Source organism: Cupriavidus sp. UME77 (genome assembly GCF_014170355.1).
GTDB classification, from domain to species: domain Bacteria; phylum Pseudomonadota; class Gammaproteobacteria; order Burkholderiales; family Burkholderiaceae; genus Cupriavidus; species Cupriavidus basilensis.
Genome location: NZ_LZZU01000043.1, coordinates 187,152 through 210,941 on the forward strand (window position 1 = coordinate 187,152; position 23,790 = coordinate 210,941).

20 protein-coding genes are annotated in these 23,790 nt (G+C 66.9%); 10 read left to right on the forward strand and 10 right to left on the reverse strand.

All coding sequences use genetic code 11. The features are described 5' to 3' along the window. The first annotated feature begins 94 nt into the window (after positions 1-94). The 4 genes from A9975_RS16060 to A9975_RS16075 all read left to right on the forward strand — a co-directional run bounded on the left by A9975_RS16060 (position 95) and on the right by A9975_RS16075 (position 3,088). Positions 95-1,261 carry a glycosyltransferase family 1 protein gene (locus A9975_RS16060; RefSeq protein ID WP_183032807.1) on the forward strand — a complete coding sequence of 389 codons (1,167 nt, stop codon included), beginning with the start codon at positions 95-97 and terminating at the stop codon, positions 1,259-1,261. Continuing rightward, a complete protein-coding gene (locus A9975_RS16065; protein WP_183032806.1) occupies positions 1,149-1,661 on the forward strand; it encodes a diacylglycerol kinase in 513 nt (170 codons plus the stop codon). The genes A9975_RS16060 and A9975_RS16065 overlap by 113 nt, the downstream gene beginning before the upstream one ends. A gap of 147 nt (positions 1,662-1,808) precedes the next feature. After that, complete coding sequence (locus A9975_RS16070; RefSeq protein WP_183032805.1) at positions 1,809-2,507, forward strand: TetR/AcrR family transcriptional regulator; 699 nt, start codon at positions 1,809-1,811, stop codon at positions 2,505-2,507. Beyond that, on the forward strand, positions 2,504-3,088 hold the full coding sequence (locus tag A9975_RS16075) for a TIGR00730 family Rossman fold protein (RefSeq protein WP_150983726.1): 585 nt from the start codon (positions 2,504-2,506) through the stop codon (positions 3,086-3,088). Before A9975_RS16070 ends, A9975_RS16075 begins: the two co-directional genes overlap by 4 nt. Before the next feature lie 133 nt (positions 3,089-3,221). Here A9975_RS16075 and A9975_RS16080 read toward each other — a convergent pair whose 3' ends face one another. From A9975_RS16080 to A9975_RS16100, 5 genes are all read right to left on the reverse strand, one after another. Continuing rightward, complete coding sequence (locus A9975_RS16080; protein ID WP_183032804.1) at positions 3,222-3,839, reverse strand: DUF924 family protein; 618 nt, start codon at positions 3,837-3,839, stop codon at positions 3,222-3,224. A 38-nt stretch (positions 3,840-3,877) separates the two neighbouring features. Beyond that, positions 3,878-4,315, reverse strand: a complete 438-nt coding sequence (locus A9975_RS16085) for a group II truncated hemoglobin (protein ID WP_255503167.1) — start codon at positions 4,313-4,315, stop codon at positions 3,878-3,880. Between the two features lie 60 nt (positions 4,316-4,375). Beyond that, on the reverse strand, positions 4,376-7,054 hold the full coding sequence (locus tag A9975_RS16090) for an FtsX-like permease family protein (protein ID WP_183032803.1): 2,679 nt from the start codon (positions 7,052-7,054) through the stop codon (positions 4,376-4,378). 176 nt (positions 7,055-7,230) lie between these two features. Next, positions 7,231-7,848, reverse strand: coding sequence for a DUF4126 domain-containing protein (locus A9975_RS16095; protein WP_183032802.1), 618 nt, complete (start codon positions 7,846-7,848; stop codon positions 7,231-7,233). A gap of 108 nt (positions 7,849-7,956) precedes the next feature. Continuing rightward, positions 7,957-9,054, reverse strand: coding sequence for a substrate-binding domain-containing protein (locus A9975_RS16100; RefSeq protein ID WP_183032801.1), 1,098 nt, complete (start codon positions 9,052-9,054; stop codon positions 7,957-7,959). Between the two features lie 142 nt (positions 9,055-9,196). Here A9975_RS16100 and A9975_RS16105 point away from each other — a divergent pair, with 142 nt between their 5' ends. Then, entirely contained in the window at positions 9,197-10,060 is an 864-nt protein-coding gene (locus tag A9975_RS16105) for a substrate-binding domain-containing protein (protein ID WP_183032800.1), read from the forward strand. A 1,078-nt stretch (positions 10,061-11,138) separates the two neighbouring features. Here the strand turns inward: A9975_RS16105 and A9975_RS16110 are convergent. The 3 genes from A9975_RS16110 to A9975_RS16120 all read right to left on the reverse strand — a co-directional run bounded on the left by A9975_RS16110 (position 11,139) and on the right by A9975_RS16120 (position 14,085). Next, positions 11,139-12,113 (reverse strand): tripartite tricarboxylate transporter substrate binding protein, encoded by a 975-nt coding sequence (locus A9975_RS16110; protein ID WP_150993596.1) that lies wholly within the window; start codon positions 12,111-12,113, stop codon positions 11,139-11,141. Positions 12,114-12,274: 161 nt separating this feature from the next. After that, on the reverse strand, positions 12,275-13,087 hold the full coding sequence (locus A9975_RS16115; protein WP_150993598.1) for an SDR family oxidoreductase: 813 nt from the start codon (positions 13,085-13,087) through the stop codon (positions 12,275-12,277). Between the two features lie 104 nt (positions 13,088-13,191). Beyond that, positions 13,192-14,085 carry an IclR family transcriptional regulator gene (locus tag A9975_RS16120; protein ID WP_183033689.1) on the reverse strand — a complete coding sequence of 298 codons (894 nt, stop codon included), beginning with the start codon at positions 14,083-14,085 and terminating at the stop codon, positions 13,192-13,194. Between the two features lie 439 nt (positions 14,086-14,524). On the opposite strand from A9975_RS16120, the gene A9975_RS16125 reads away from it, so the two are divergent. From A9975_RS16125 to A9975_RS16145, 5 genes are all read left to right on the forward strand, one after another. Then, positions 14,525-15,388 carry a branched-chain amino acid ABC transporter permease gene (locus tag A9975_RS16125; RefSeq protein ID WP_150993602.1) on the forward strand — a complete coding sequence of 288 codons (864 nt, stop codon included), beginning with the start codon at positions 14,525-14,527 and terminating at the stop codon, positions 15,386-15,388. A 10-nt stretch (positions 15,389-15,398) separates the two neighbouring features. Then, on the forward strand, positions 15,399-16,445 hold the full coding sequence (locus tag A9975_RS16130) for a branched-chain amino acid ABC transporter permease (protein ID WP_183033691.1): 1,047 nt from the start codon (positions 15,399-15,401) through the stop codon (positions 16,443-16,445). Next, the gene (locus A9975_RS16135) at positions 16,438-17,202 is read left to right on the forward strand and encodes an ABC transporter ATP-binding protein (protein ID WP_183033693.1); all 765 of its coding nucleotides are present in this window, start codon (positions 16,438-16,440) and stop codon (positions 17,200-17,202) included. The genes A9975_RS16130 and A9975_RS16135 overlap by 8 nt, the downstream gene beginning before the upstream one ends. Further along, entirely contained in the window at positions 17,189-17,896 is a 708-nt protein-coding gene (locus tag A9975_RS16140; RefSeq protein ID WP_150993387.1) for an ABC transporter ATP-binding protein, read from the forward strand. Before A9975_RS16135 ends, A9975_RS16140 begins: the two co-directional genes overlap by 14 nt. Positions 17,897-18,141: 245 nt before the next feature. Then, positions 18,142-19,314 (forward strand): ABC transporter substrate-binding protein, encoded by a 1,173-nt coding sequence (locus A9975_RS16145; protein WP_174425293.1) that lies wholly within the window; start codon positions 18,142-18,144, stop codon positions 19,312-19,314. A 72-nt stretch (positions 19,315-19,386) separates the two neighbouring features. Here the strand turns inward: A9975_RS16145 and A9975_RS16150 are convergent, their stop codons facing one another. Continuing rightward, positions 19,387-22,074: a DUF6600 domain-containing protein gene (locus tag A9975_RS16150; RefSeq protein WP_183033696.1), complete on the reverse strand. Its 2,688-nt coding sequence runs from the start codon at positions 22,072-22,074 to the stop codon at positions 19,387-19,389. Positions 22,075-22,348: 274 nt separating this feature from the next. Continuing rightward, positions 22,349-23,674: a bifunctional diguanylate cyclase/phosphodiesterase gene (locus tag A9975_RS16155; RefSeq protein ID WP_183033697.1), complete on the reverse strand. Its 1,326-nt coding sequence runs from the start codon at positions 23,672-23,674 to the stop codon at positions 22,349-22,351. Positions 23,675-23,790 lie beyond the last annotated feature (116 nt).

Here is a 23,790-nt window from a genome sequence, read left to right on the forward strand (position 1 = left end):
CGGCACCCGCCCCACACGCCGCCATCCGTACCACGGTATGGCCGTGGCCTCGCCGAGGCCGGCCACCCACGCGGCCTGGCCGCAAGGAGCAGCTATGAAGATCCTGATCGTCACCGATGCCTGGGAGCCGCAGGTCAATGGCGTGGTGCGCACGCTCAAGTCCACCCGCCGCGAGCTGATCGCGATGGGGCACACGGTGGAGCTGATCACGCCGCAGGAATTCACCACCATTCCCTGCCCGACCTATCCGGAGATCGCGCTGTCCCTGTTCGCCGGCGCCAAGGTCCGCGCGCGCATCCGCGCCTTCGCGCCGGACGCGCTGCATATCGCCACGGAAGGCCCGCTCGGGCTGGCTGCGCGCCGCTATGCGATCCGCGAGCAGTTGCCGTTCACCACCGCCTACCACACGCGTTTTCCGGAGTACGTGCAGGCACGCTTCGGCATTCCGCTTGCCTGGACCTACCGCTTCCTGCACTGGTTCCACGGCCCGGCGCGCGCCGTGATGGCGCCGACGCCGGTGGTGCTGCACGACCTGCATCAGTTTGGCATCACCCATGGCGTGCTGTGGACCCGCGGCGTCGACCTTGATGTCTTCACCACCCAGCAGGCCAACGTGCTCAACACGGCGCACCCGATCTTTCTCTACGTAGGGCGCGTCGCAGTGGAAAAAAACGTGGAGGCCTTCCTCGCGCTGGACCTGCCCGGCTCCAAGTGGGTGGTGGGCGACGGCCCGGCGCTGGCGTCGCTGCGCGCGCGCTATCCGGCAGCCAACTACCTGGGCGTACTGACCCAGCCGGAGCTGGCCAAGGTGTATGCTTCGGCCGACGTCTTCGTATTCCCCAGCCGCACCGATACGTTCGGGCTGGTGCTGCTCGAAGCCCTGGCCAGCGGGCTGCCGGTGGCGGCCTATCCGGTAACCGGGCCGATCGATGTGCTCGGCCACAGCGACGCCGGCGTGATGCACGAAGACTTGCGTGAAGCTTGCCTGGAAGCGCTGCGCATTGACCGCGCCACCGCTCGCGCCCATGCCGAACGGTTCTCGTGGCGCGCCGCCTCCGAGCAGTTCCTGACTCACCTGCAGCCCCTGCCGGCCGTACGCGCGACCCCCAACGGCACGACCGGCACCACTGCCCGCCCCTCTTCCGAACATGCCGACTCCGCATCGCCCACCGTCCGAACCGCACCGCCCGCCGGCGCCACAGACCGTCACGTCAGCACCGGCCCCGCCCCCGGACTCGCCGAACAGCGACTACACGATTGAGCAGAACCCCCACAAGGGCAACCGCGGCCTGGCGCGGGCCTGGCATGCCGGCATCAACTCGGTGTCCGGCCTGCGCTACGCGGTGCTGGAAGAAAGCGCGTTTCGCCAGGAGCTGACACTGGTGGTGATCCTGACGCCCTGCGCCTTGCTGCTGCCGGTCGGCATCGTCGAGCGCATCCTGCTGCTGGGCACCCTGCTGCTGGTGCTGATCGTGGAATTGCTCAACTCCAGCGTGGAAGCCGCGGTCGACCGGATCTCGCTGGAACGCCACAGCCTGTCCAAGCGCGCCAAGGACTTCGGCAGCGCGGCGGTCATGCTGGCGCTGGTGCTATGCGGCGGCACCTGGCTGGCCATTGCGGGGCCGATCGTGATGGACTGGCTGCGCGCGCTGGCGGCCTGAGGGGCTGGCGGCACGGGCCCGGCGCAGGCCCGGCACAGCGGGCGCGCGCACGGCGCCAAAGGCGCTTGCGCCGTCGTGGGGTTGCGGCAAACGGCGATTGCTTATAATCGCCTTCAACTTACCGAATTGCCGCTCGCCCGGTCGCCTATGGAACCCAAACAGCAAGCCGGTCCCCGCCGCACCCGGGACCGCATCCTGGACGTCTCGCTCCGCCTGTTCAACGAGGTGGGCGAGCCCAACGTCACCACCACCACCATTGCGGAAGCCATGGAGATCAGCCCCGGCAATCTCTACTATCACTTCCGCAACAAGGACGACATCATCAACTCCATCTTCGTGCTGTTCGAGCAGGAGATGGAGCGCCGCCTGAAGTTGCCCGACGATCACAAGGCCACGCTGGACGAAAGCTGGGGCTACCTGCAGTACATGGCGGAGTTCCTGTGGAACTACCGCTTCCTGTACCGCGACATCAATGACCTGCTGGCGCGCAACCGCATGCTTGAAACCAATTTCAAGCGCATCGTCGAGCAGAAGAAGCGCTTTGCGATGGAGATCTGCCGGCAGTTCCAGGAAGACGGCGAGATGGAGGCCACGCCGGAGCAGGTCGAGGCCATCTGCACCAATATCGTGGTGATCGCCACCTACTGGCTGTCGTTCCAGTTCGTGCAGCATCCGCGCCAGTACAACGACCCCGAGCTGATCCGCGGCTACCTGCACGGCGCCAGCTACCATATCTTCTCGATCCTGGCCCCTTACCTGCGCGGCAAGGCCCGCCAGGCGTTCGACAAGCAGGCCCAGGAATACGCCGCCGCCAAGGCGGCGCAAACTGAAAAGGAAAAAAAGTGAAGTCCGTTTGCATCTATTGCGGCTCCAGCCCCGGCAATCGCCCCGAGTACGCCGCCGCGGCGCGCGCCATGGGCAAGACCCTGGCCGAGCGCGGCCTTGCGCTGGTGTACGGCGGAGGCAAGGTCGGGCTGATGGGCACCGTGGCCGACGCCGTGCTGGCCAACGGCGGCACCGCCATCGGCATCATTCCCGATGCGCTGATGCAAAAGGAAGTCGGCCATCGCGGCCTGACCGAGCTGCACGTGGTGCGCAACATGCACGAGCGCAAGCAGATGATGGCCGACCGGGCCGATGCCTTCATCGCCATGCCGGGCGGCGTCGGCACCTTCGAGGAACTGTTCGAGACCTTCACCTGGCTGCAACTGGGCTATCACGCCAAGCCGGTGGGACTGCTCAATGTGGAAGGCTTCTACGACAGCATGCTGGGCTTCATGCAGCACGCCGTGGACGAGGGCTTCCTGAAGCAGGTCCACAACGACCTGCTGCATGTGGCGCCTACGCCCGAAGGCATCCTCGACAAGCTCGCCAACGCGCCGCGCTTGCTGGTGGACAAGTGGCAGGAGAAGCGCGAGCAGACCTGATGGTGCTCGCCGCGGCCCGAGGCCCGAGGCCCGGATACCGAGATACCGAGGGCCAGCCACATCGGCTTGCGCCCCAGCCCCGCCACCACACCGCCACCACGCCGCGATAGCGGCTGCGCTACGCAGGGCCCGCTCAGAACGACGAGCCGGGTTCCTGCAGGAAGGCGCTCTCCTGCGCCGTATCCCTGCGTCCCAGCATGGCGTTGCGATGCGGGAAGCGCCCGAAACGCTCGATCACCGCGCGGTGCTTGAGCGCCCAGTCCACCACGTCCACCTGACCCTGGCTTTGGTCGCGCAGCGCCGTCATCAGCTGCACGGCCGTGTTCTGGTCGGCAAGCGCTTCGGAATGCTCGAACGGCATGTAGCAGAACATGCGGTGCAATGCCGTGGGCAGCAGACGGTCGGCGCCGCTCGCCACCATCTGCCGGGCTGTTGCCAGCGCCTGCGCATCGGAGGCAAAGCTGCGCGGGTCGTCGCGAAAGACGTTGCGCGGCACCTGGTCGAGCAGCACGATGCGTGCGCAAGCGGATTCGGGGCTTTGCGCCCAGCCCGCATTCGCGCCCGCGTGCGTGGCTTCCCACAGCGGCAGGAAGTCAGCGCGGACCGTGGCGTCGAAATCGGCGGACTTGGTGAACCACACCGAGCGTGTGGTGTTCCATGCCGGCGAGCCAGGCACGCCGAACCAGAAATCGAGTACGCGCCGGGCGTCGGCAGGCAGGTCCGTGGCGGCGTTGGGATGCGTGTCAGCCATGGTGCCGGGATCCATGGCGGGTCGGGTGGCCTTGGCCATCAACGCGGCACATTGCGCATCCAGTCGGCGGTGCCGAAAAAGGCCTGCATCAGGCGCAGTTGCAGGTCCTCGGGCAGGCCGACGTCCTGCATGGCGAGCGCCATGCAGCGCATCCACTGGTCGCGCTCGCTGGTACCGATCTCGAACGGCATGTGGCGCGCGCGCAGGCGCGGGTGGCCAAAGCGCTCGATAAAGTGGTTGGGGCCGCCCAGCCAGCCGCACAGGAACCAGAACAGCTTGTCGCGCGAGCCGTCGAGCGAGGCGGGATGCAGCGCGCGCAGGCCCTTGAACTCGTCCTCCAGATCCATCAGGTCGTAGAAACGGTCGACCAGTTCGCGCACGCGCGCCTCGCCGCCGATCAGTTCATAGGCGGTGACTTCGGGGGCGGCATCGGATGCCGTGGATGCCGCATTTTCAGGCTTGGAATCGGTACTCATAAACACTCAAGGATGGTTCAGGCTGCAGTGGTTCAGGCTTCAGGTATCACGCATCGGGTATCACGCATCACGCAGCGTGGCCAGCGCGGGCTGCCGCAGCACCTCGCGCAAGCCCAGCCAGCCGCCCGCGAAAGCGCACAGCATGCCAGAAAGCACACCGGCCGGCACGATCCAGCCATTGAAGCGGTAGGGGAAATCGAACACGAACTGCGACAAGCCCCAGCCCACCGCGATCGCGCCCAGGCTGGCCAGCAGCCCCGCCAGCCCGCCCACCACCAGGAACTCCGCATACTGGGTCTGCCGCACCACCGCGGCGGACGCGCCCAGCGCCTTGAGCAGCCCGGCATCGCGCTTGCGCTCGTCGCGCGCGCCGGACAACGCCGCATAGAGCACGGTGACGCCGGCCGCGAGCGTGAACACAAACAGGAACTCGACGGCGGCGATGACCTGGTCGAGCACGTCCTGGATCTGGCGCAGGATCATGTCGGTGTTGACCACCGTGATGTTCGGGAAGGCCGCCACCATGCGGTTGCCCAGCGCGGCTTGCGCGGGCGGCAGGTGGAAAGCGGTGATATAGGTCTGCGGCAAGCCTTGCATGGCGGAGGGCGGCAGGATGACGAAGAAGTTGACCCGCATCGAGCCCCAGTCCAGCTTGCGCAGCGAGGTGACCGGCGCCTCCACCGACTGCCCCGCCACATCGAAGCGCAAGGTATCCCCGAGCCGGATCCCCAGCGTCTTGGCGATGCCCTCCTCCACCGAGGCCCCGGCCCCGCCCTTCCCGGCGCCGAGCCAGTTGCCCGCCACCACGCGGTTGCCGGCCGGCAGCGCGTCGGTATAGGACAGGTTGAACTCGCGCTCGACCAGGTTGCGGGCGCGGCCATCGGCAAAGCGCTCGGCGCGCACCTGCTGCCCGGCGATATGCGTGAGGCGGCCGCGCACCATCGGGTACAGCAGGTCGGCGATGCCGGCGTGCTGCAGCATGCTGGCAAGCGGCGCGCGCTGGTCCGGCTGGATATTGATGACGAAGCGGTTGGGCGCGTCCGCCGGCGTGGCGTTGCGCCAGGAGGCGATCAGGTCGTTGCGGGTCATGCCGAGCAGCAGCAGCGCCATCAGGCCCACCGCCAGCGCCACCGTCTGCAGCACCGTCACGCCGCGGCGGCGCTCCAGCACCGCCAGCGCAAAGCGCCAGCCCACGCTGCCGCGCGCCAGGCGCCGGCCACGCATCAGCCGTGACAGCAGGCTTAGCAGGCCCAGGGCCAGCAGCGCGAACACAACGCCGGCGCCGACAAAGCCGCCCGCGGTGGTCAGCCCCAGCTTGAGATCACGCGCGGCCACCAGCAGCAGCGCCACGAAAGCGCCCAGGCCGAGTCCGTAGGCGATCCAGGTCGAGACCGGCGGCGCGCCGACGTCACGCCGCAGCACGCGCAGCGGCGGCACCTGGGTCAGCGCCAGCAGCGGCGGCAAGGCAAAACCCGCCAGCAGGACCACGCCCGCCAGCACCCCAACCACGGCCGGCAAGACGGACGGCTGCGGCAGCGTCACGGTCAGCAGGTTACCCAGCGAGAGCAGCAGGCCGTAGTGCGCCAGGTAGCCGAGCGCCACGCCAGCCACCGCGCCGCCCACGCCCAGCAGCAGGAACTCCAGCCCGAACGCCAGCAGGATCTCGCGGCGCGACAGGCCCATGCACTTGTAGACAGCGCAGGCATCGGTGTGGCGCTGCATATAGCGGCGCGCCGACATGGCAATGGCCACCGCGGCAATCATCGACGACAGCACCGCCACCAGCGACAGGAAACGCTCGGCGCGGTCCAGCGTGGCGCGCATCTGCGGCTGGCCGGACTCCAGCGACTCGACCCGGGTGTTGCGCAGCGCAAGCTTGTCGATCTCGGCCTCGGCCCACTTCTGGTAGGCCTGCGCGGCGGCATCGGGGCCGGCCACCAGCAGGCGGTAGGAGACCCGGCTGCCCCAGCCCACCAGCCCGGTGGCGGCCAGGTCAGACAGCGGCAGCATCACGCGCGGCGCGAAGTTCATGAAGCCGGCGCCGCGATCCAGTTCCTGCGTGAGGATGCGGTCGATGCGAAAGGCGCGGCTGCCCAGCTGGATGGTGTCGCCCATGGCGACGCCGAGCGAGTCCAGCAAGGCCTCGTCCACCCAGACGGTGCCCTCGGCGGGGATGCCGGTGGCGGCGGCTTCCGGCGACCCTGGCCCGGCCGCCACCTTGAGCTGCCCGCGCAGCGGATAGCCGGGGCCGACCGCCTTGAGCGCAGCCAGTTGCGAAGGGGCATCGGCCCGAGCCCCGCTAGCCGCCCCTTGCCCTTGCGTTGTGGCGGCCTTGCCCGGCGCGTGCGCGCTCGCCATGCTCGGGAAGGTGACCGTCTGCGTGGTGGCCAGGCCCGCTTGCGCGGCGTGGCTGGCGAAGACGGCATCGAACGGCTGGTCGGACACGATCAGCACATCGGAGGCGATCATCTGGCGCGCGTCGCGCTCCAGCCCCAGGCGCATGCGGTCGGCCAGAAAGCCCACGCTGCTGAGCGCCGCCACGGCCAGCACCAGCGCGAACAGCAACAGGCTCAGCTCGCCGGCGCGCCAATCGCGCCGCGCCATGTGCAACGCCTGGCGCCAGGGCGAGAAGCGCGTCGGGCGGGCGCCGGACGATGCCGCGACGGTAGTGGTTGCTGCGGTGGCTGCGGCTGCGGTGGCGGCTGCGGGAACGTGCTGGGAGGCGGGTTCTGAAGACATTGATCTCTTATCTCTAATCTCTTGTCCGTGCACATGCATGGTGGCGGCCAGCCGGGCTGGCCGCAGGCCAGGATTGGCGCGACGGCAGGACACCAGCGGGAGGATCCCGGCGCGCATCCGCCGGACCAGGGCCAGATTATGGCCGGATTGGGCAAAGCGAGGGTCGAACCCGCCACTCAGCGCCGGGGCTGACGCCCCGCCGGCGAGGCTGCCGGAGCACGCTTGGCCAACGCGTCGCGCAAATGGCGCAAGCCGCGCCACAGCTTGGGCAGCAGCCACGCCGCCACCAGCAGCAGCACGGCCAGCACCACCAGGAACACCACGGGCAGGAAAAAAGCCAGCAGCAGCCCGCTGCTGGCGGCAACGTCCTCGCTCAGTGAGGCAGCCCAATTCGAAAACGGTTCCGGCGAGACGTTGATCAGGGCGCGAGTGCCGGCCTTGGCGGCATGGGCAGTGCCGGCCAGCGTGCCCCCGACCAGCCCGGCGGCGACCATCCATTGCGGATCGAGCTGCCCGAAGGCGGCGGCGGCCAGGATCGCGCCGGCGGGAATGCGGATAAAGGTCTGGATGCTGTCCCAGAAGGAATCGAAGCCCGGCACCTTGTCGGCCACGAATTCGGCCAGGGCCAGCAGCGCGGCCAGCGCGATCACCCACCACGATTCCAGCGCCTGCAGGCCGGGCGGCAGGTGCAGCCAGCCCAGGCGGCCCAGTGCGCCAGCCGTGAACACGGCCAGGTAAAGGCGGAATCCGCTGGTCCAGGACAAGCCCGCGGCCAACGCGGCCGTTTCTAGCATGGCGCTCCTTGCTGGCACTGTCTGGCGGGCATGCAGCCCCGCCTATGCAACCAGTGTAATACGCGCGCGCTCAAACGGCCGGGCTCCCACCCTCCCCGGCGCACGGCGTCAGCCGCCTTCCTTGCCGTCGGGGCCGTACCAGGGGAGTGCCTCCTGCGGCGTCAGGATGCCATCAGGCTCCGCCATGGCATAGCCGGGGAGCGCCTCGATGCGGCGCCGGAAAGCCGGGTCGTCCAAATGCGAAAGCAAGCCATGCGCCCAGGGCGTGATCTGGTCGTTCTTGCGCAGCGCCAGGTAGTAGGCCTCGCGCGTCAGCGGCACAAAGGCCAGCCCATGGGCTTCGGCATTCATGCGCAGGCCGAACCCCACCTCGGCATGGCCGTCGTGCACCGCTTGCGCCACCCTCTCGTTGCTGAACTCGGGGGTTTCATAGCCGACGATCTGGTCCGGGAAGAGTCCCTCGGTGGCCAGCAACTGGTCGAACAGCATGCGCGTGCCAGAACTGCGCTGGCGGTTGACAAAGCGGGCGCGGGTACGGGCCAGGTCACGCAGGTCGTGGATCTCGCGCGCGAGCTCGCGCGCGACGATCAGGCCCTGCTCGCGCCAGGCCAGCCGGATCAAGCGCACGGCGGTCGGGCGCAGCCATTTGCGCAGCGTCACGTGAGCCACGGAGCCAGCCTTCTGGATCGGCGAGACGTAGAAGCCGGCCAGCTCGGACTGCCGCTCCTGCAGGCAGATCAGGCCCTCCACGCTGCCGCAGAACACGGTGTCGAGCTGCAGGCTGCCCGGCGCATCGTGCAGCGCCCCCGCCAGGACCTCCATGGCCGGATCATGGCTGCCGGAGAAACGGATGCGGGTCTGCGGCTGGGCCGCGTCGTCCAGGTCCGCCAGGAAATCGACCATGGCCTTCTGCATGACCGGGTCGATCGAATCGCGCAAGCGCCCCTCCGCACGCAGCAAGCGCTCGCCGAACAGCGTCAGCGACGCCCCGCGGCCGCGCTCCATATCGAGCATGCTGCGCCCAAGCATCTCCTCCCAAGACCGCATCACGCCCCAGGCGTGCCGGTACGACAACCCGATCTCGCGCGCCGCGCGATGCAGGGAGCCCGTCTCGCGCACGGCCTTGAGCAGCTGGAACACCTTGCCGTTGGAGCGAGGATTGTCGTCCGCGGCGACTACCGGGAACAGGTCAAAGCGAAATGTCATATGAAACGCTTTTCATATTTACTTTAGAGATGTGGTTCACCGAGAATGCAATGCGCTGATTTCCACTTATTTTGCTGCATTCTCACCGATCTCATGAGTTTGTGGCAATTGTGTTTCTGAAAACATAAGACAAGGAGAATCCATGCAAGCGGTCGGCAAGCAAGGCCTTTTACGCCATATTTCGAACCGCGCCGTGTGCGCTATCGGACTGGTCTGCCTGGTTGGCGTGGCTGGCGCCACCACCGCCACCAGCGCCTTCGCCGGCGAGCTCAAGCTGGCCACGACCACCAGCACGGAGAACTCCGGCCTGCTGAAATTCCTGCTGCCCAGGTTCGAGCAAAAGAGCGGCGTCACCGTCAAAGTGATCGCCGTAGGCTCGGGCAAGGCGATGAAGATGGGCGAGATGGGCGACGTCGATGTGCTGCTGGTGCACGCCCGCAAGATGGAAGACGAATTCATGGCGGCAGGCTACGGCGTCAATCGCCGCGACGTCATGTACAACGACTTCATCGTGGTTGGCCCGGCCAGCGACCCGGCCAGGCTGAAAGGCAGCAAGGACGTGCTGGCCGGCTTCAGGAAAATCGCCGCCGGCGGCACCAAGTTCATCTCGCGCGGGGATAACTCCGGGACCGACGTGATGGAGAAGGACTACTGGAAGCAGGCGGGGATCGAGCCGAAGGGGCAGCCGTGGTATGTGAATGCCGGACTGGGGATGGGCGAGGTGCTGACCATGGCAGCGCAGATGCCGGGCTACACGTTATCTGATCGGGCCACTTATGGCGCGTATCGTGCCAAGACCGGATTGGCGATCCTGCTGGAGGGCGATCCCAGGATGTTCAATCCGTATGGCGTGATTGCCGTGAATCCGGCCAAGCATCCTGGTACCAATTACGCGGATGCGATGAAGTTGGTGGAGTGGATTACTTCCAGGGATGGGCAGGACAGCATTGCTGCTTACAAGGTGGAGGGGGAGGAGTTGTTTTTTCCTAGTTATAGGGGGAAGTGAAGGGGGGGTTATGCGCGGGGGGAGAACCGTTGGCTCTTGTTCGAACTTTGGATTTGATTGATACGGCGTTGGTTTTTGGGCCCCAAAGCCGTACGACGTTGCTCTGCGGGGTTGGTCGCTGTTTGTTTGAGCGGCGATGGCGCTTGCACCCAAAAGCCATACGACATCCCCCTGCGGGGGCTGCCGGTCACTTTTCTTTGACCGGCAAAGAAAACTAACGAAAAGAAAGCCGCCCTGCCGGGAGCAGAGCAATAAGGCTGTTTTTGCCTCTATGGTTGCGTCGTACGGCCCAGAGTGTTGGCTAGCCGATCCTACCGACCCAAAGGGCATCGCACTTGCATGACCTACGGGTTACGTGGTGCGGCCCCCTGACCTCGTGTGCGGTGACCGTTCCCACATCTGCCGTTCGCGATGCGAGGGGCTGCGCCGTTTCGAGTGTGGCTGGTTTCGTGGTTTTGTCTCGGAGGGCGAGCGCGGTGATGTCCGAACGTGTGTGTGAGCGCGGCCCTCGCGCACGGGCCACGGTGCCCACCACGAAACCAGGGGAGTTGAGAGTAAGGCACCGCTCGCGCCGGTACGGCAGGGCATCAAATGGCCGGGCGCCCGCCGCCAGAGACAAAACCACGAAACCACCGAGGCAGGCAGGATCGTGACGCTGCGCACCGCGAACGGCAGATGCCCGAACGCGCACCGAGCAAAGCGATCAGGGGCACCACCACGTGACCATTGGGTCATGTATTTGCGATGCCCTCCAAGCCGGTAGGATTGGCTAGCCAACACTCCGGGCCGTACGACGCAACCACCGACCCACATAAGCCTGATTGCTCTGCTCCCGGCAGGGCGGCTTTCTTTTCGTTAGTTTTCTTTGCCGGTCAAAGAAAAGTGACCGGCAGCCCCCGCAGGGGGATGTCGTATGGCTCTTGGGTGCAAGCGCCATCGCCGATGAATAAACAGCGAAACCCCCTGCTGGGCGATGTCGTATGGCACCTTGGGTGCAAAAGCCATCGCCGCTCAAACAAACAGCGACCAACCTCGCAGAGCGACGTCGTATAGCCCCTGGGTCCAAAAACCAACACCTTTACTCCGCCTTAGCCCCCGAATCCCTCACCACCTTCGCCCACTTGGCAATCTCAACCTTCTGATAACCCGCCAACTTCTCCGGCGTGCCAAGAATAGGATCCAGCCCCAAGGTCTTGAGCTTGGCTTGCACATCGGGAAGCTGGTAAATCCGGTTGAGCTCGGTGTTCAGCTTGGCGATCACATCCTTGGGCGTATTCGCCGGTGCAAAGATCGCAAACCACGAGTCCGCATCAAACCCGGGCAGCCCCTGCTCTGCCAGCGTGGGAATATCCGGCGCCGAGTGCGAGCGTTTCGCGCTGGTCACGCCTAGCGCCCGTACCTTGCCCTCCTTGATCACCGGCAACGCCGACGGCAGGTTGTCGAACATCATGCTGATATGGCCGCCGAGCAGATCGGGTATGGCCATGGCGCGGCCCTTGTAGGGCACGTGGGTGAGCTTGACCCCGGCCAGGGAGTTGAACATCTCGCCCGCCACGTGCGGCGAGGTGCCAATGCCCGGCGTGCCGAAAGTCAGGGCGCCCGGCTTGGCCTTGGCCAGCGCGATCAGCTCGGCCACGTTCTTGGCCGGCACGGAAGGGTTGACCACCAGCACGTTGGGCGTGGAGGCGACCAGGATCACCGGGGTGAAATCCTTGACCATGTCGTACGGCATCTTGCTGTAAAGCGAGCCGTTGATGGAGTGCGTGCCGACCGTGCCCAGCGCCAGCGTGTAGCCATCCGGCGCGGCATGGGCGACGGCTTCGGCGCCGATGTTGCCGCCTGCGCCCGGCTTGTTGTCCACCACCACGGGCTGGCCCCACGAGGGTGAGATTTTTTCGGAGAAGATGCGCGCCAGGATGTCAGGCGCGCCGCCGCTGGGAAAGCCCACCACCATTCGGATGGGCTTGGAAGGATAGGTGTCGGCATGGGCCGAGGGCACGGCGAAGGCGGCGCAGGCGGCCAGGACGGCAGCTGCGAAAGGTTTGCAACGCATGGTGTGTCTCCCGATGATCGGTTTTATTCTGTTGTCGGACGGATCTTGCACGCTGCCGGCGCAAAGGGGCGAAGGAGCAAAGGAGCAAAGGAGCGAAGCCTTGCGCCTGTCCGCCGGCAGCGGTGACTCAACTGACTGTTGCGCGGGGTTTCACGCCACGCTTAAACCACCGTGCCGCCGAACTCCGCCATCACTTTATCGTGCAGCCGGCGCATTCCCTTTAGCCAACGATCGTAATCTTGTCCTTTGCGCTGGTAATACTCGAGCACCTCGGGATGCGGCAGGATCAGGAAGCGCTCATCCTTCACGCCTTCCAGCGTGACCTGCGCCACGTGCTCGGGCGTGACCGAGCCGGCCTGCAGGAAGCCCTTGCGCTCGCCATCCTCGCCGAACAGCATGCGGGTCTGCACGCCCTGCGGGCAGATGCAGCTGACCTTGATGCCGCGATCGCCGTAGGTGATCGACAGCCACTCGGCAAAGCCGATGGCGGCGTGCTTGGTCACGGCATAGGGTGCCGAGCCGATCTGCGACAGCAGGCCGGCGGCGGAGACGGTGTTGACGAAATAGCCATCGCCGCGCGCCAGCATCTGCGGCAGCACCGCGCGCGAGGCGTGGATGTGGGCCATGACGTTGATCTCCCAGATGCGCTGCCATTCCTCGGCGCTGGCATCCAGGCCCTTGCGCAGGATGATGCCGGCGTTGGAGCAGAACACATCGATCTGGCCGAAGCGTTGCGTGGCCTCATCGGCCAGCGCCTGCACGGCGGCAGCGTCGGCCACGTCGGTTTGCTGCGCGAACACCTGGCAGTCCGGGCTGGCCTTGGCCACTTCCTCGGCTACCGCCTGCGCGCCCTTGCCATCCAGGTCGGCCACGGCCACGCCGCGCGCGCCGCCGGCGGCAAACGCAAGCGCCAGCGCGCGCCCGATGCCGGTGGCCGCACCGGTCACCACGACGGTCTTGTTGCGAATCTCCATCTTTGTCTCCTTTGTTTGCTATGTCTGTATTGCTAGCTGGATGTGTGGCCATGGGGCCGTGAGAAAGCGATTCGTGGCGATGGCATCGATGGCGCGCGGCGCGGCTATCCGCGCCCCTGCCACAGACGGCTCTGCAGCGCTTCGGCCAGTTCGCGGATGCGCGGGCCGAGATTGCCGTCGAGGATTTCCGGCGTCAGCCGCGTGGCCGCGCCGCCGATATTGATGGCCAGCACTTCCGCGCCCCCTTCGAGCACCACGGGCGCGGCCGCGCCGCTGACCGTGCGGTCCCACTCCGCGTGGGCCAGGCAGAAGCCGCGCTTGGCGTAGTCGCGCAGCGCACGCTCGAGCTTGATGCGGATCGTGGGCCAGCGCGCGCCGTAGTGGCGCTCGAGGTCGGCCAGCACGGCGGCGCGCCGCTGCGGCTCCAGCCCGGCCAGCCACGCGCGGCCAATCGCGGAGGTAGCGGTGGGCAGGCGCGAGCCGGGCGCCAGCCGCATTACCAGCGCGCCGCGCGGCTGGCAGACTTCCAGGTACACCATCTCGTGGCGATCCGATGTGGCAAGCGCCACCGTGCAATCGGTGGCGAACGCCAGCGATTGCATCAGCGGCTGCGCGATCTCGCGGATGCCCGAGCCGGCGAGGTAACGCTGGCCAAGCACCATCGCGCCCTGGCCGAGCCGGTACTTCTCCAGCGACGCGGAATAGATCAGGTAGCCCAGGCTGGTGAGCGTGTAGGTCAGGCGTGAAACCGTGGGGCGCGGGATGCCGGCGCGCCGCGCCAGTTCCGCATTGCCAAGGTAATCGTCGTGCGGGCCGAAGGCGCGCAGCAGGTCCAGTCCACGCGCCAGCGCGGTGACGAAATTGCGGTCGTCACGGTCGATGTCCGGTTCCCCGCCGTCGTGCGGCGCATCGGCAGCACGCACGGCCGCGGCATGCGCGCCGCCCGGCAAGGAAGCGGAGGAGGCAGGCGAGAGCGGGATCGACGAGGTGCGCTTCATACGTGGCGATAACGCTTGGCTACTGGGTGCGGGAAGCAGACCTGTGGCCGCCTTTGGAGATGGCGGGCCGGAGGTAAGCCGGCTATTTCGCTGTGCGGAAGACTATTCCGTATTTCTTGACTGTGCCTCAGGCCGTATGCAACAGTCAATGAAAACGAACGATCGTGCTGGAACATACCTACGCAGACATGCGTAGCGCTTCACGGTACACGACGACACCGCACCCGGGGCCTGCACGGCAGGCCATTGCCGCATCGCACAGGAGACCAAGCATGCATCACGCCATTCACCAGGCCGCACCGCCCCGCGGCTGACTCTCGCACCGCCTGACCAAGCGGCCCCCGCGTTGTTCTTTGCGCGGCGCGGCCATTTCCACGCAGCCCGCAGCGCGGCTTGCGTGCCTTCGTTCGTGATTCGAAAAGTCGCATGAGGTAAGCCCGTGACATTGTTTCTTCAACAAGTCCTCAACGGCCTGACGCTGGGCGGCGTATATAGCCTGGTGGCGTTGGGCCTGACGCTGGTCTACGGCATCTTGCACGTGCCCAATTTCGCGCATGGCGCCTTCTACATGGCAGGTGCCTACGTCTCGTACTACCTGATGACGTCGCTGGGCATGAACTACTGGCTGGCGATGGGCGCCGCCGCCATCGCGGTGGCGGCCCTGTCGATGCTGGCCGACAGGCTGGTGTTCCATCCGCTGCGCAATGCGCCGGAGTTGCACGACATGATCGCCGCCATCGGCATCATGCTGTTCCTCGAAGCCGGCGCGCAGGCAATGTGGGGCGCGGACTTCCATCGCATGCCCACGCCTTACGGCCAGATGGTGGAAGTGATGGGCCTGACCGCGCCGGCGCAACGGCTGCTGATCATCGCCGCCGCCTTCGGGCTGATGGTGCTGCTGCACCTGTTCCTCACGCGCACCGTGACCGGCTCCACCATCGTGGCGATGGCGCAGAACCGCGAGGGCGCGGCGCTGGTTGGCATCGACGCCACGCGTGTCACGCTGCTGGTGTTTGCCATCTCCGGCGCGCTCGCCGCCATTGCCGCCACGCTCTACGCGCCGATCAACCTGGTCTACCCAAGCATGGGCAACCTGGTCATCACCAAGGCCTTCGTCATCATCATCCTCGGCGGCATGGGCAGCATTCCCGGCGCCATCGTGGGCGGGCTGATCATCGGCATGGCCGAGAGCTTCGGCGGCTTCTACGTCTCGACGGACTACAAGGACATCATCGCCTTTGCGCTGCTGGTGCTCATCCTGTCGATCCGCCCCCAAGGCCTGTTTGCCGGCAAGGCCGCATAAGGAGCGCACCATGACAAAGACACTGCAAGGCAAGACCGGCTGGGCCCTGTTGCTGGCGCTGGCCATCGCGTTCCCGCTGGTCACGCCCAACAGCTACTACCTGACGGTGATGACGCTGGCCTTCATCTACGCCATCGCCACGCTGGGGCTGAACCTGATCACGGGCTACACCGGCCAGCTCAACCTGGCGCACGGCGGCTTCATGGCCATCGGCGCTTATACGCTGGGCATTCTCACGGTGGATCACCAGGTGCCGTTCTGGGCGGCGTTCGTGCTGTCCGGCGTGGTGTGCATGGTGGTGGGCTACTTCGTCGGCGTGGTATCGCTGCGGCTCAAAGGCCATTACTTCTCGATCTTCACGCTGTGCATCGGCTACATCATCTACCTGCTGATCGAGAAGTGGGAGAGCCTGACGCACGGCACCGTGGGGCTGATCGGCATTCCGGTGCCGGCCTCGGTGGGCCCGCTCGCGTTCGACAACGTGCAGGCGCAGTACTACCTGGTGCTGTTCTTCCTGGTGGCGGGCACCTTCCTGATGCACCGCATCGTCACTTCGCTGCTGGGCCGCAGCTTCATGGCGGTACGCAACAGCGACGCGCTGGCGGAGGCGCTCGGCATCAACCTGATGCGCACCAAGGTGCTGTCGTTCGTGCTGTCGGTGGGCTATGCCGGCTTTGCCGGCGCGCTGTACGCGGGCCAGGTGCGTTTTCTCGGGCCGGACATCGCGCGCACCGACCTGACCTTCGAGATGGTGATGGCGATGCTGGTGGGCGGCACCGGCACGCTGCTGGGGCCGCTGCTGGGCGCGGTGCTGGTGCCGTGGGTCACGCAGACGCTGCAGTTCCTGCAGGACTACCGCATGCTGGTGTTCGGGCCGGTGCTGGTGCTGCTGATCATTTTCGTGCCGGACGGCATCGTGGGCTCGTGGGCCAAGCGCCAGGCGCGCCGCGCCGCCGCCGCACGCCGCGGCGGCACAAGCCGCGCGCACCCGGCCGACGCGCCCGTCGCCGGCAACCCGAATGCAAACGCTGCGAATGCAGGGGCCGACCATGCTTGAGATCCGCAACCTGACCAAGAAATTCGGCGGCCTGAGCGCCGTGCACGATGTCTCGATCACCTTCGAGACGGGCCATATCAACGCCATCATCGGCCCCAACGGCGCGGGCAAGACCACCTTCTTCAACCTGATCGCCGGCACCCATGCGCCAACTTCCGGGCAGATCCTGCTCAAGGGCCGCGACGTGGCCGGCCTGCGCGCCGACCAGATCGCCCGGCTTGGCGTGGCCCGCACCTTCCAGGCCACGCACCTGTTCGACCGCGCCACCGTGCTGGACAACCTGATCGTCGGCCACCGGCTGCGCACGCACGCGGGGCTGGCCGACGTGATCTTCAACACGCGCCGGCTGCGCGAGGAAGAACGGCTGTGCCGCGCCAAGGCCGAGGAGGCGCTCGACTTCGTGGGCCTGGCGCACCTCGCGCATGAAGTGGCGGCGGACATCACGCAGGAAGAGCGCAAGCGCGTGGCCTTTGCGCTGGCGCTGGCCACCGATGCCGAACTGCTGCTGCTCGACGAGCCCGCGGGCGGCGTGAACCCCGAGGAGACCGTGGGCCTGGCCGAACTGATCCGCAAGATGGTCCGCCACGGCAAGACGGTTTGCCTGATTGAACACAAGATGGACATGATCATGCGGCTGGCCGACAAGATCATGGTGCTCAACTACGGCGAGAAGATCGCCGAGGGATCGCCCGCGCAGATCCAGCAAGACCCGCAGGTCATCGAAGCCTATCTGGGAGCCGACCATGTTGCAGCTTGAACGCGTTTCGCTTTCGTACGGGAGCTTTCGCGCGCTCGACAACATCACGCTGAACGCCGCGGCCGGCGAGCTGGTGGTGCTGCTGGGCGCAAACGGGGCCGGCAAGAGCTCGATCTTCATGGCGCTCAGCGGCATCCACCGCACCAGCGGCGGCAGCATGCGCTTTGACGGCCGCGAGCTGGCCGGCATGAAGCCCTCGCAGATCGTGCAGGCGGGACTGGTGCACTGCCCTGAGGGGCGCAAGCTGTTCCCCGCCATGAGCGTGCAGAAGAACCTGACGCTGGGCGCCTACGTACACCGTCGCGACTCCGCCGGCATCAAGCGCTCGCTGGAAGACGTCTTCGAGATGTTCCCGATCCTGCGGCAGAAAAAAGACGATCCGGCGGGCTCGCTTTCCGGCGGACAGCAGCAGATGGTGGCGCTCGGCCGCGCGCTGATGGGACGCCCGCGCACGCTGCTGCTCGACGAACCATCGCTGGGCCTGGCGCCACTGGTGGTCAAGCAGATGTTCGAGGTGATCCAGCGCATCAACCGCGCGGGCACCACGGTGCTGCTGGCCGAGCAGAACGCTTATGCGGCGCTGGGCATCGCCCACCGCGCGTATGTGATCGAGAGCGGCCGCATCGTGATGCAAGGCGACCGCGACACGCTGCTAAAGGATGAAGGAATCCGCCGCGCTTATATCGGTGGCTAGAGCGCGCCAAAGCCGTTGGAAATGACGACGGCAGTTACTCCCTCTCCCCTCAGGGGGAGAGAGTTGGGGAGAGGGGTGGCTTAGCTAGGAGCCACAAAAAGCAAAGCCAACGGTTTTGCGCAGCGCGGCGGCGCAATGATCGCCCGCCCTCTCCCCCGCCCCCTCCCGCCATGCGGGAGAGGGGAGCAAGACCAGAACCAGCAGGCAAGAACGAACGCAGTGCAAACACAACTGGAGACAGCCAAATGCAAACCAAAACGATCCGCCGCCTCTTCCCCCTAGCCGCCACCGCCATAGCCACCCTGATGGCATCCGGCACCGCCTTCGCACAGGAAGTCGTCAAACTCGGCTACACCGGCCCGCTATCCGGCGGCGCCGCGCTGTACGGCAAGAACGTCCTGTCCGGCATCCAGATGGCAGTGGACGAAATCAACGCCTCGGGCCTTGAGGTCAAAGGCAAGAAGGTCAAGCTGGAAGTGGTCTCGCTGGACGACAAGTACGCCCCCGCCGAAGCCGCCATCAACGCGCGCCGCCTGGTGCAGCAATACAAGACGCCCGCCGTGTTCGTGCCGCACTCGGGCGGCATCTTTGCACTGCAGGCCTTCAACGAGCAGGAGAAGTTCCTGGTGATGGCCTACTCCAGCGTGCCGCGCATCACGGACACCGGCAACAAGCTGACCATCCGCATCCCGCCGTCCTACACCGGCTATATCGATCCCTTCATCAAGGCGCAGATGAAGCGCTACGGCAAGAACGTAGCGCTGGCCCCGGCCGACCACGATTACGCCAAGGCCTGGGTGCAGGCGTTTGTGCCGGCCTGGGAAGGCGCGGGCGGCAAGGTGGTGGCCAACAACCCGATGTCCTACACCAAGGCCACCGACTTCTACAGCGGCGTGTCACGCGTGCTGGCCGACAAGCCCGACGTGATGTTTGTCGGCGGCCCGTCCGAGCCGACCGCGCTGGTGGTCAAGCAGGCGCGCGAGCTGGGCTTCAAGGGCGGCTTCATCGTGATGGACCAGGCCAAGCTGGATGAAATGGCCAAGGTCACCAACGGCCTTGCCATGCTCGAAGGCGCCATCGGCGTGATGCCGCTGGCCAACGATGCCCGCCCGGCCGCGCAAACCTACAACAGCAAATACAAGAAGCTGCATGACGGGCGCGACGCCACCACCGAGATGTCGCTCAACTACACCATGGTCTACGCGCTGGCCGGCGCCATGAAGCTGGCCGGCACCACCAGCGACGTGGCCGCAATCCGGGCCAGGATGCCGGAGGCGGTGAAGACGCTGGCCAAGGATGCCAACCCCAACGAGATCGAGAGCATCGACGCCAAGGGCGGCACCGTTGCCGACACCGTGGTGGGCTGGGTGCAGAACGGCAAGATCGCACCGGTACGCCTGTCGGAGCTGGCTAAGTAGGCCAGCAAGGCCGGCCACGCGGCCGACGCCCAGATCGGGGGTCGGCCGCCTGAGCCGGCTGCCTGAGCCGGCTCAGTGAACCTCATGTCCATGCTCTTGCGATTTGTCTGCCTGCCCTTGGGCGTGCGGTTGCTGCTGTATTGCCACGTGCTGAGCTGACTGCGGCTGCGCGGCGTGCTGTTGCTGGCGCTGCAACTCCTGCTGCTGGCGCTGTTGTTCCTGCTGCTGGCGCTGTTGCTGCTGCTGGCGTTGCTGCTCCTGCTGCTGGCGTTGCTGGTCTTGCTGCTGGCGCTGCTGGTCTTGCTGCTGCCGCTGCATGACCTGCTGCTGGCGCTGTTGCTCCTGCTGGCGTTGCTGCTCCTGTTGCTGCCGCTGCATGTCCTGCTGGTGGCGCTGCTGCTCTTGCTGCTGACGCTGCATATCCTGCTGCTGGCGCTGCATGGCTTGCTGTTGCTGTATCGCCTGCTGCGCCCGTTGCTGGTCCGCCGCCTGTCTTTGCTGCTGGCGCTGCATCTCCTGCTGCTGTTGCTGCGCTTGCTGCGCCCGCTGCTGGTCACCCATCTGCCTTTGCTGCTGCTGGCGCTGCATCTCCTGCTGCTGTTGCTGCGCTTGCTGCGCCCGCTGCTGGTCCCCCACCTGCCTTTGCTGCTGCTGGCGCTGCATCTCCTGCTGCTGTTGCTGCGTCTGCTGCGCCCGCTGCTGGTCACCCACCTGCCTTTGCTGCTGCTGGCGCTGCATCTCCTGCTGCTGTTGCTGCGCCTGTTGCGCCCGCTGCTGGTCACCCATCTGCCGCTCCTGCTGCTGGCGGGCCATGGCTTGCGGGTCCGTTTGCAGGGTCCGGCCGTTCTGCTGCACCATGCCGCGCTGCTCAGCCTGGCGTTGCTGAAGCTGCTGGGCTTGTTGGGCTTGTTGGGCTTGCTGCGCCTGCTGAGGCTGCGCGGCCGACTGGCCATTTTGCGGCGGCTGGCCGTGCGCCTGCTCCGGCCGCGTGGTCCAGCCGCGCGTGCGCGGATCGCCGCCCTGCGCCGGCGGCTGCCCGCCATGGTCGGTACCCACCAGGCCTTGCGGCACGGGGGCACGGGCGCCGCCTTCCGCGCGCTGCGGCCCGAAGGCTGGATTGCCTTGATTTGCCGGATTTGCCGGATTTGCCGGATTTGCCGGATTTGCCGGACTCCCGCCGTTCGATGTCCCCGGCCCGCCGGGCATCTGGCCTGCCCCGTTGCGCCCGTGGTATCCCGGTGCCGCCTGGCTCATCCGGACCGGGGCGGGTGCCATGGCCTGGCCGCCGCCCGGGGCATTGCGCCCACCCTGCCATGCCGGGCCTGCGCCGGGCACGGTGCCGCCGGCGCGGGCAAAGCGCTGGGCCAGTTCATCGTCTGCCGGGCGGCCGGGCGCACGCGCCGCTATGGCGGGGCGCGCGAAGCCCTGCATGACTGCCGCCGGGGCCGGCCGCGCGGGCGCCGCGCCGATCAGGCTGGCCTTGACGGGCGCCAGCGGCGGCGCGCCGTTGGCCTCGCCCTGCGGCAGGTTGCGCCATGCCATGCCGTGCGCGCCGGGCGGCACGCGCTGGCCTTGCACAAAGGCGCGTGCCGGCATGCCGGTGATGGCGCCGGGCACGTTCCGGTTGATATAGGTGTTCCGGATATGGTTCTCGATCACCTCATTGTTGACGGTGAAATGGTTGATGCGCGTGATGTAGGCCGGGCTGGCGCCATAGACCGGTCGATATGCCTCGCGCGGGCCTAGCGGGTACCAGGCCACACCGGAGCCGCTGCCCGGACCGCCGCCGATAAAGCCAACCAGCGCGGGCGCGTAGACCGGCCGGCCCACCCTCGGGCCCGGCATCCATCCCCAGCGGTCGCCAACGCGCGCCCAGCGCCCATAGTGGGACGGGGCGAAGCCCCATGGCGCATCGTCGCACCAGCTCCATCCCCATGGCGCCACCCAGGCCCAGTGGCCGGCGCTATAGGGCGCCCAGTCCGCGGCCACCACGCGCGGGAACCAGACGGCGCCGTACCCAGGGTCTTCCTGCCAGTCGCCGTAATCGTCCAGCGCGGCATAGCCCGTCATTTCAGGCGCCACGTAGCGAGCGGACGGCGAGCGGTCCTCCCGCGCGTCGCGCGCCATGGTCCAGCTATCGAAGCCGTCCATGGGCGGGTTGGCGGCGCGGCCCTCCTCGGCCAGGTCGGTGCCACCGAAGCGCACTTGCTCGCCGCGCCGCATTTCCAGCGAGCGGTTGTCGCCGTACAGCATGGCCGAGCCGTGGTGCATGGTGACGACCGTGGAACTGCCGTCAGGCGCTACGTCCAGCCGGTAGTCGCCTGGCTCGCGCGGCACGAAGGCCAGGTTGGGCGTATCGATCTCGACCGGCTGGTCGGGCGGCAGCGCGCGCACGCGCAATTGCAGCGTGCCCTGGGTCAGCTTGACCTGGGTAGCGCTGTCGTCGAGATTGAGCACGGTCACGGCAGTGCCGCTGCCTAGCCGGATCGCCGTGGAGCCGGCGTGCAGCTCGGCCCGCCCGCCGTTGTCGACCCAGAGGCGGTCGCCGGTCGTGATCGGCCGGTTCAGCGCGGCCTGCGCCCAGTCGTCGGACCCCGCGGGGGCAAAGCTCAGGTTGCCGGCGGCATCGGTCACGGTGGCAATGCGGTCGCTGGGATCGGCGGATTGCGCCAGCGCCGGCAGTTGCCAAGTGACTAAAACGAGGCTGGTGGCCAGGAACAGGAAGCGCGCGCGCGGGCCAAGCTTGCGGTCAGGGAACATGGGGATACCTCTTGGTCAAAATAGGCGCGCGGGCCAACACCTGCCGCCCCTGCTGTCACCATACTTCCGATAACGCCGGGCCGCCGGACTGGCGCACTTGACTTTGTAAGCACATATTTCCCTTGTTTCCCCGCGCAGCCGCGCCGGGAAGGCGCGAACTGGCTGCGCTGGCCCGCCGGGGCCACCGCGGGCCAGCGCACTCAGGACAAAGCTGGAAACAATTGCGCATCGGCGCCGGACGCCGGCGCGAGGGGAAAGGCACGGCCGGCCCGGCTTAGCGGGCGGCGGACTGCTGCAGGAACTCGGTGAACTTGTCGGCGGACATGGGCCGGCCATACAGGTAGCCCTGCACCTCATGGCAGCCGTTCTCGGAGAGGAAATCCCGCTGCTCGACGGTTTCCACGCCCTCGGCCACCACGCCGATGCCCAGGCTGCCACCGACGTTCACCATGGCGCGCACGATGGCGGCGTCGACCGGGTTCTGCGTGACATTGCGGATAAACGACTGGTCGATCTTGATACGGTCCACGGGGAAGGACTTGAGGAAGCTGAGCGAGGCGTAGCCGGTGCCGAAATCGTCGCAGGTCAGGGTCACCCCATCGCGGCGCAGGGTCTGCAACTGCCCGGAAAACTCGTCGCCCTGCTGCAGGGCGATGGTCTCGGTGATCTCCAGCTCCAACCGCTCCGGAGCCAGTGCCAGCTCGCGCAGCACGTGACGGACTTCGGTCAGCAGCCGGCTCTCGCTAAGCTGCGCGGCAAACAGGTTGATGGCCACTCGCGGTGCATCGGCAAACCCGAGCGACCACATGCGCGCCTGGGCGCAGGCGGTGTGCAGCAGCCAGACGCCGACGTCCGCCGCCACGCTGCTGGCGGCCAGCGCATCGATGAAGCTGGCCGGCGTCAGCAAGCCCTGGGTGGGATGGCGCCAGCGCATCAGCGCCTCTGCGCCAACCACGCGGCCGTCGCGCAGGTCGATCTGGGGCTGGTACAGCAACTCGAACTGGCGCTGCGCGTAGGCGTCGCGCAGCGCTTGCACCAGCGACAGGCGGGTCGTCACGTCGGTGCGCATCTGCGGCTTGAAGAAGCGGATGGTGCGGCCGCCGTCGCGCTTGGCCCGACCCAGAGCCAGGCTGGCCGAGGCCAGGGCATCGGAAGCATTGTCACCGCCCGCAGGCATCACGCAGGCGCCCAGGCTCGCCAGCACGTGGTGGCGCCGGTTGCCGTACTCGTGGGGCTCGGTCTGCAGCGAAAGGATGGCGGCGCTGACGTGGCGCACCAGGGTGGGATCGGCAATGGAAGGCAGCAGCACGGCGAACTCGTCGCCGCCGATCCGCCCCAGGATGGCGTCGCGCGGCGAGGCGTCGCGCAGGCGGCGGGCCACCCGGCGCAGGATCTCGTCGCCCTCGGCATGGCCATGCATGTCATTGAACGCGCGGAAATCGTCGATGCCAAGCAGCAATAGCGAGCAGCGCGGGGAAGCCTCCGTGCGCAGGCGGCCTTCCAGCGTGTTCAAGAATGCCTGGCGCGACGCTACGCCCGTCAGCGGATCAATGTCCGCGTTTGGCGGGGCGCCGGCCTTCGCCTCTGACCTGGCCACCATGCCTGCCCTGTTCGTGATTATCGACATCGGTCCGATCTGTCTATCTGGCAAGTGTGACTAAAACCAGGAAAAAATCAAGCCAAGTTAAACGATATGTTGCGGCAACTAGTTGCAAC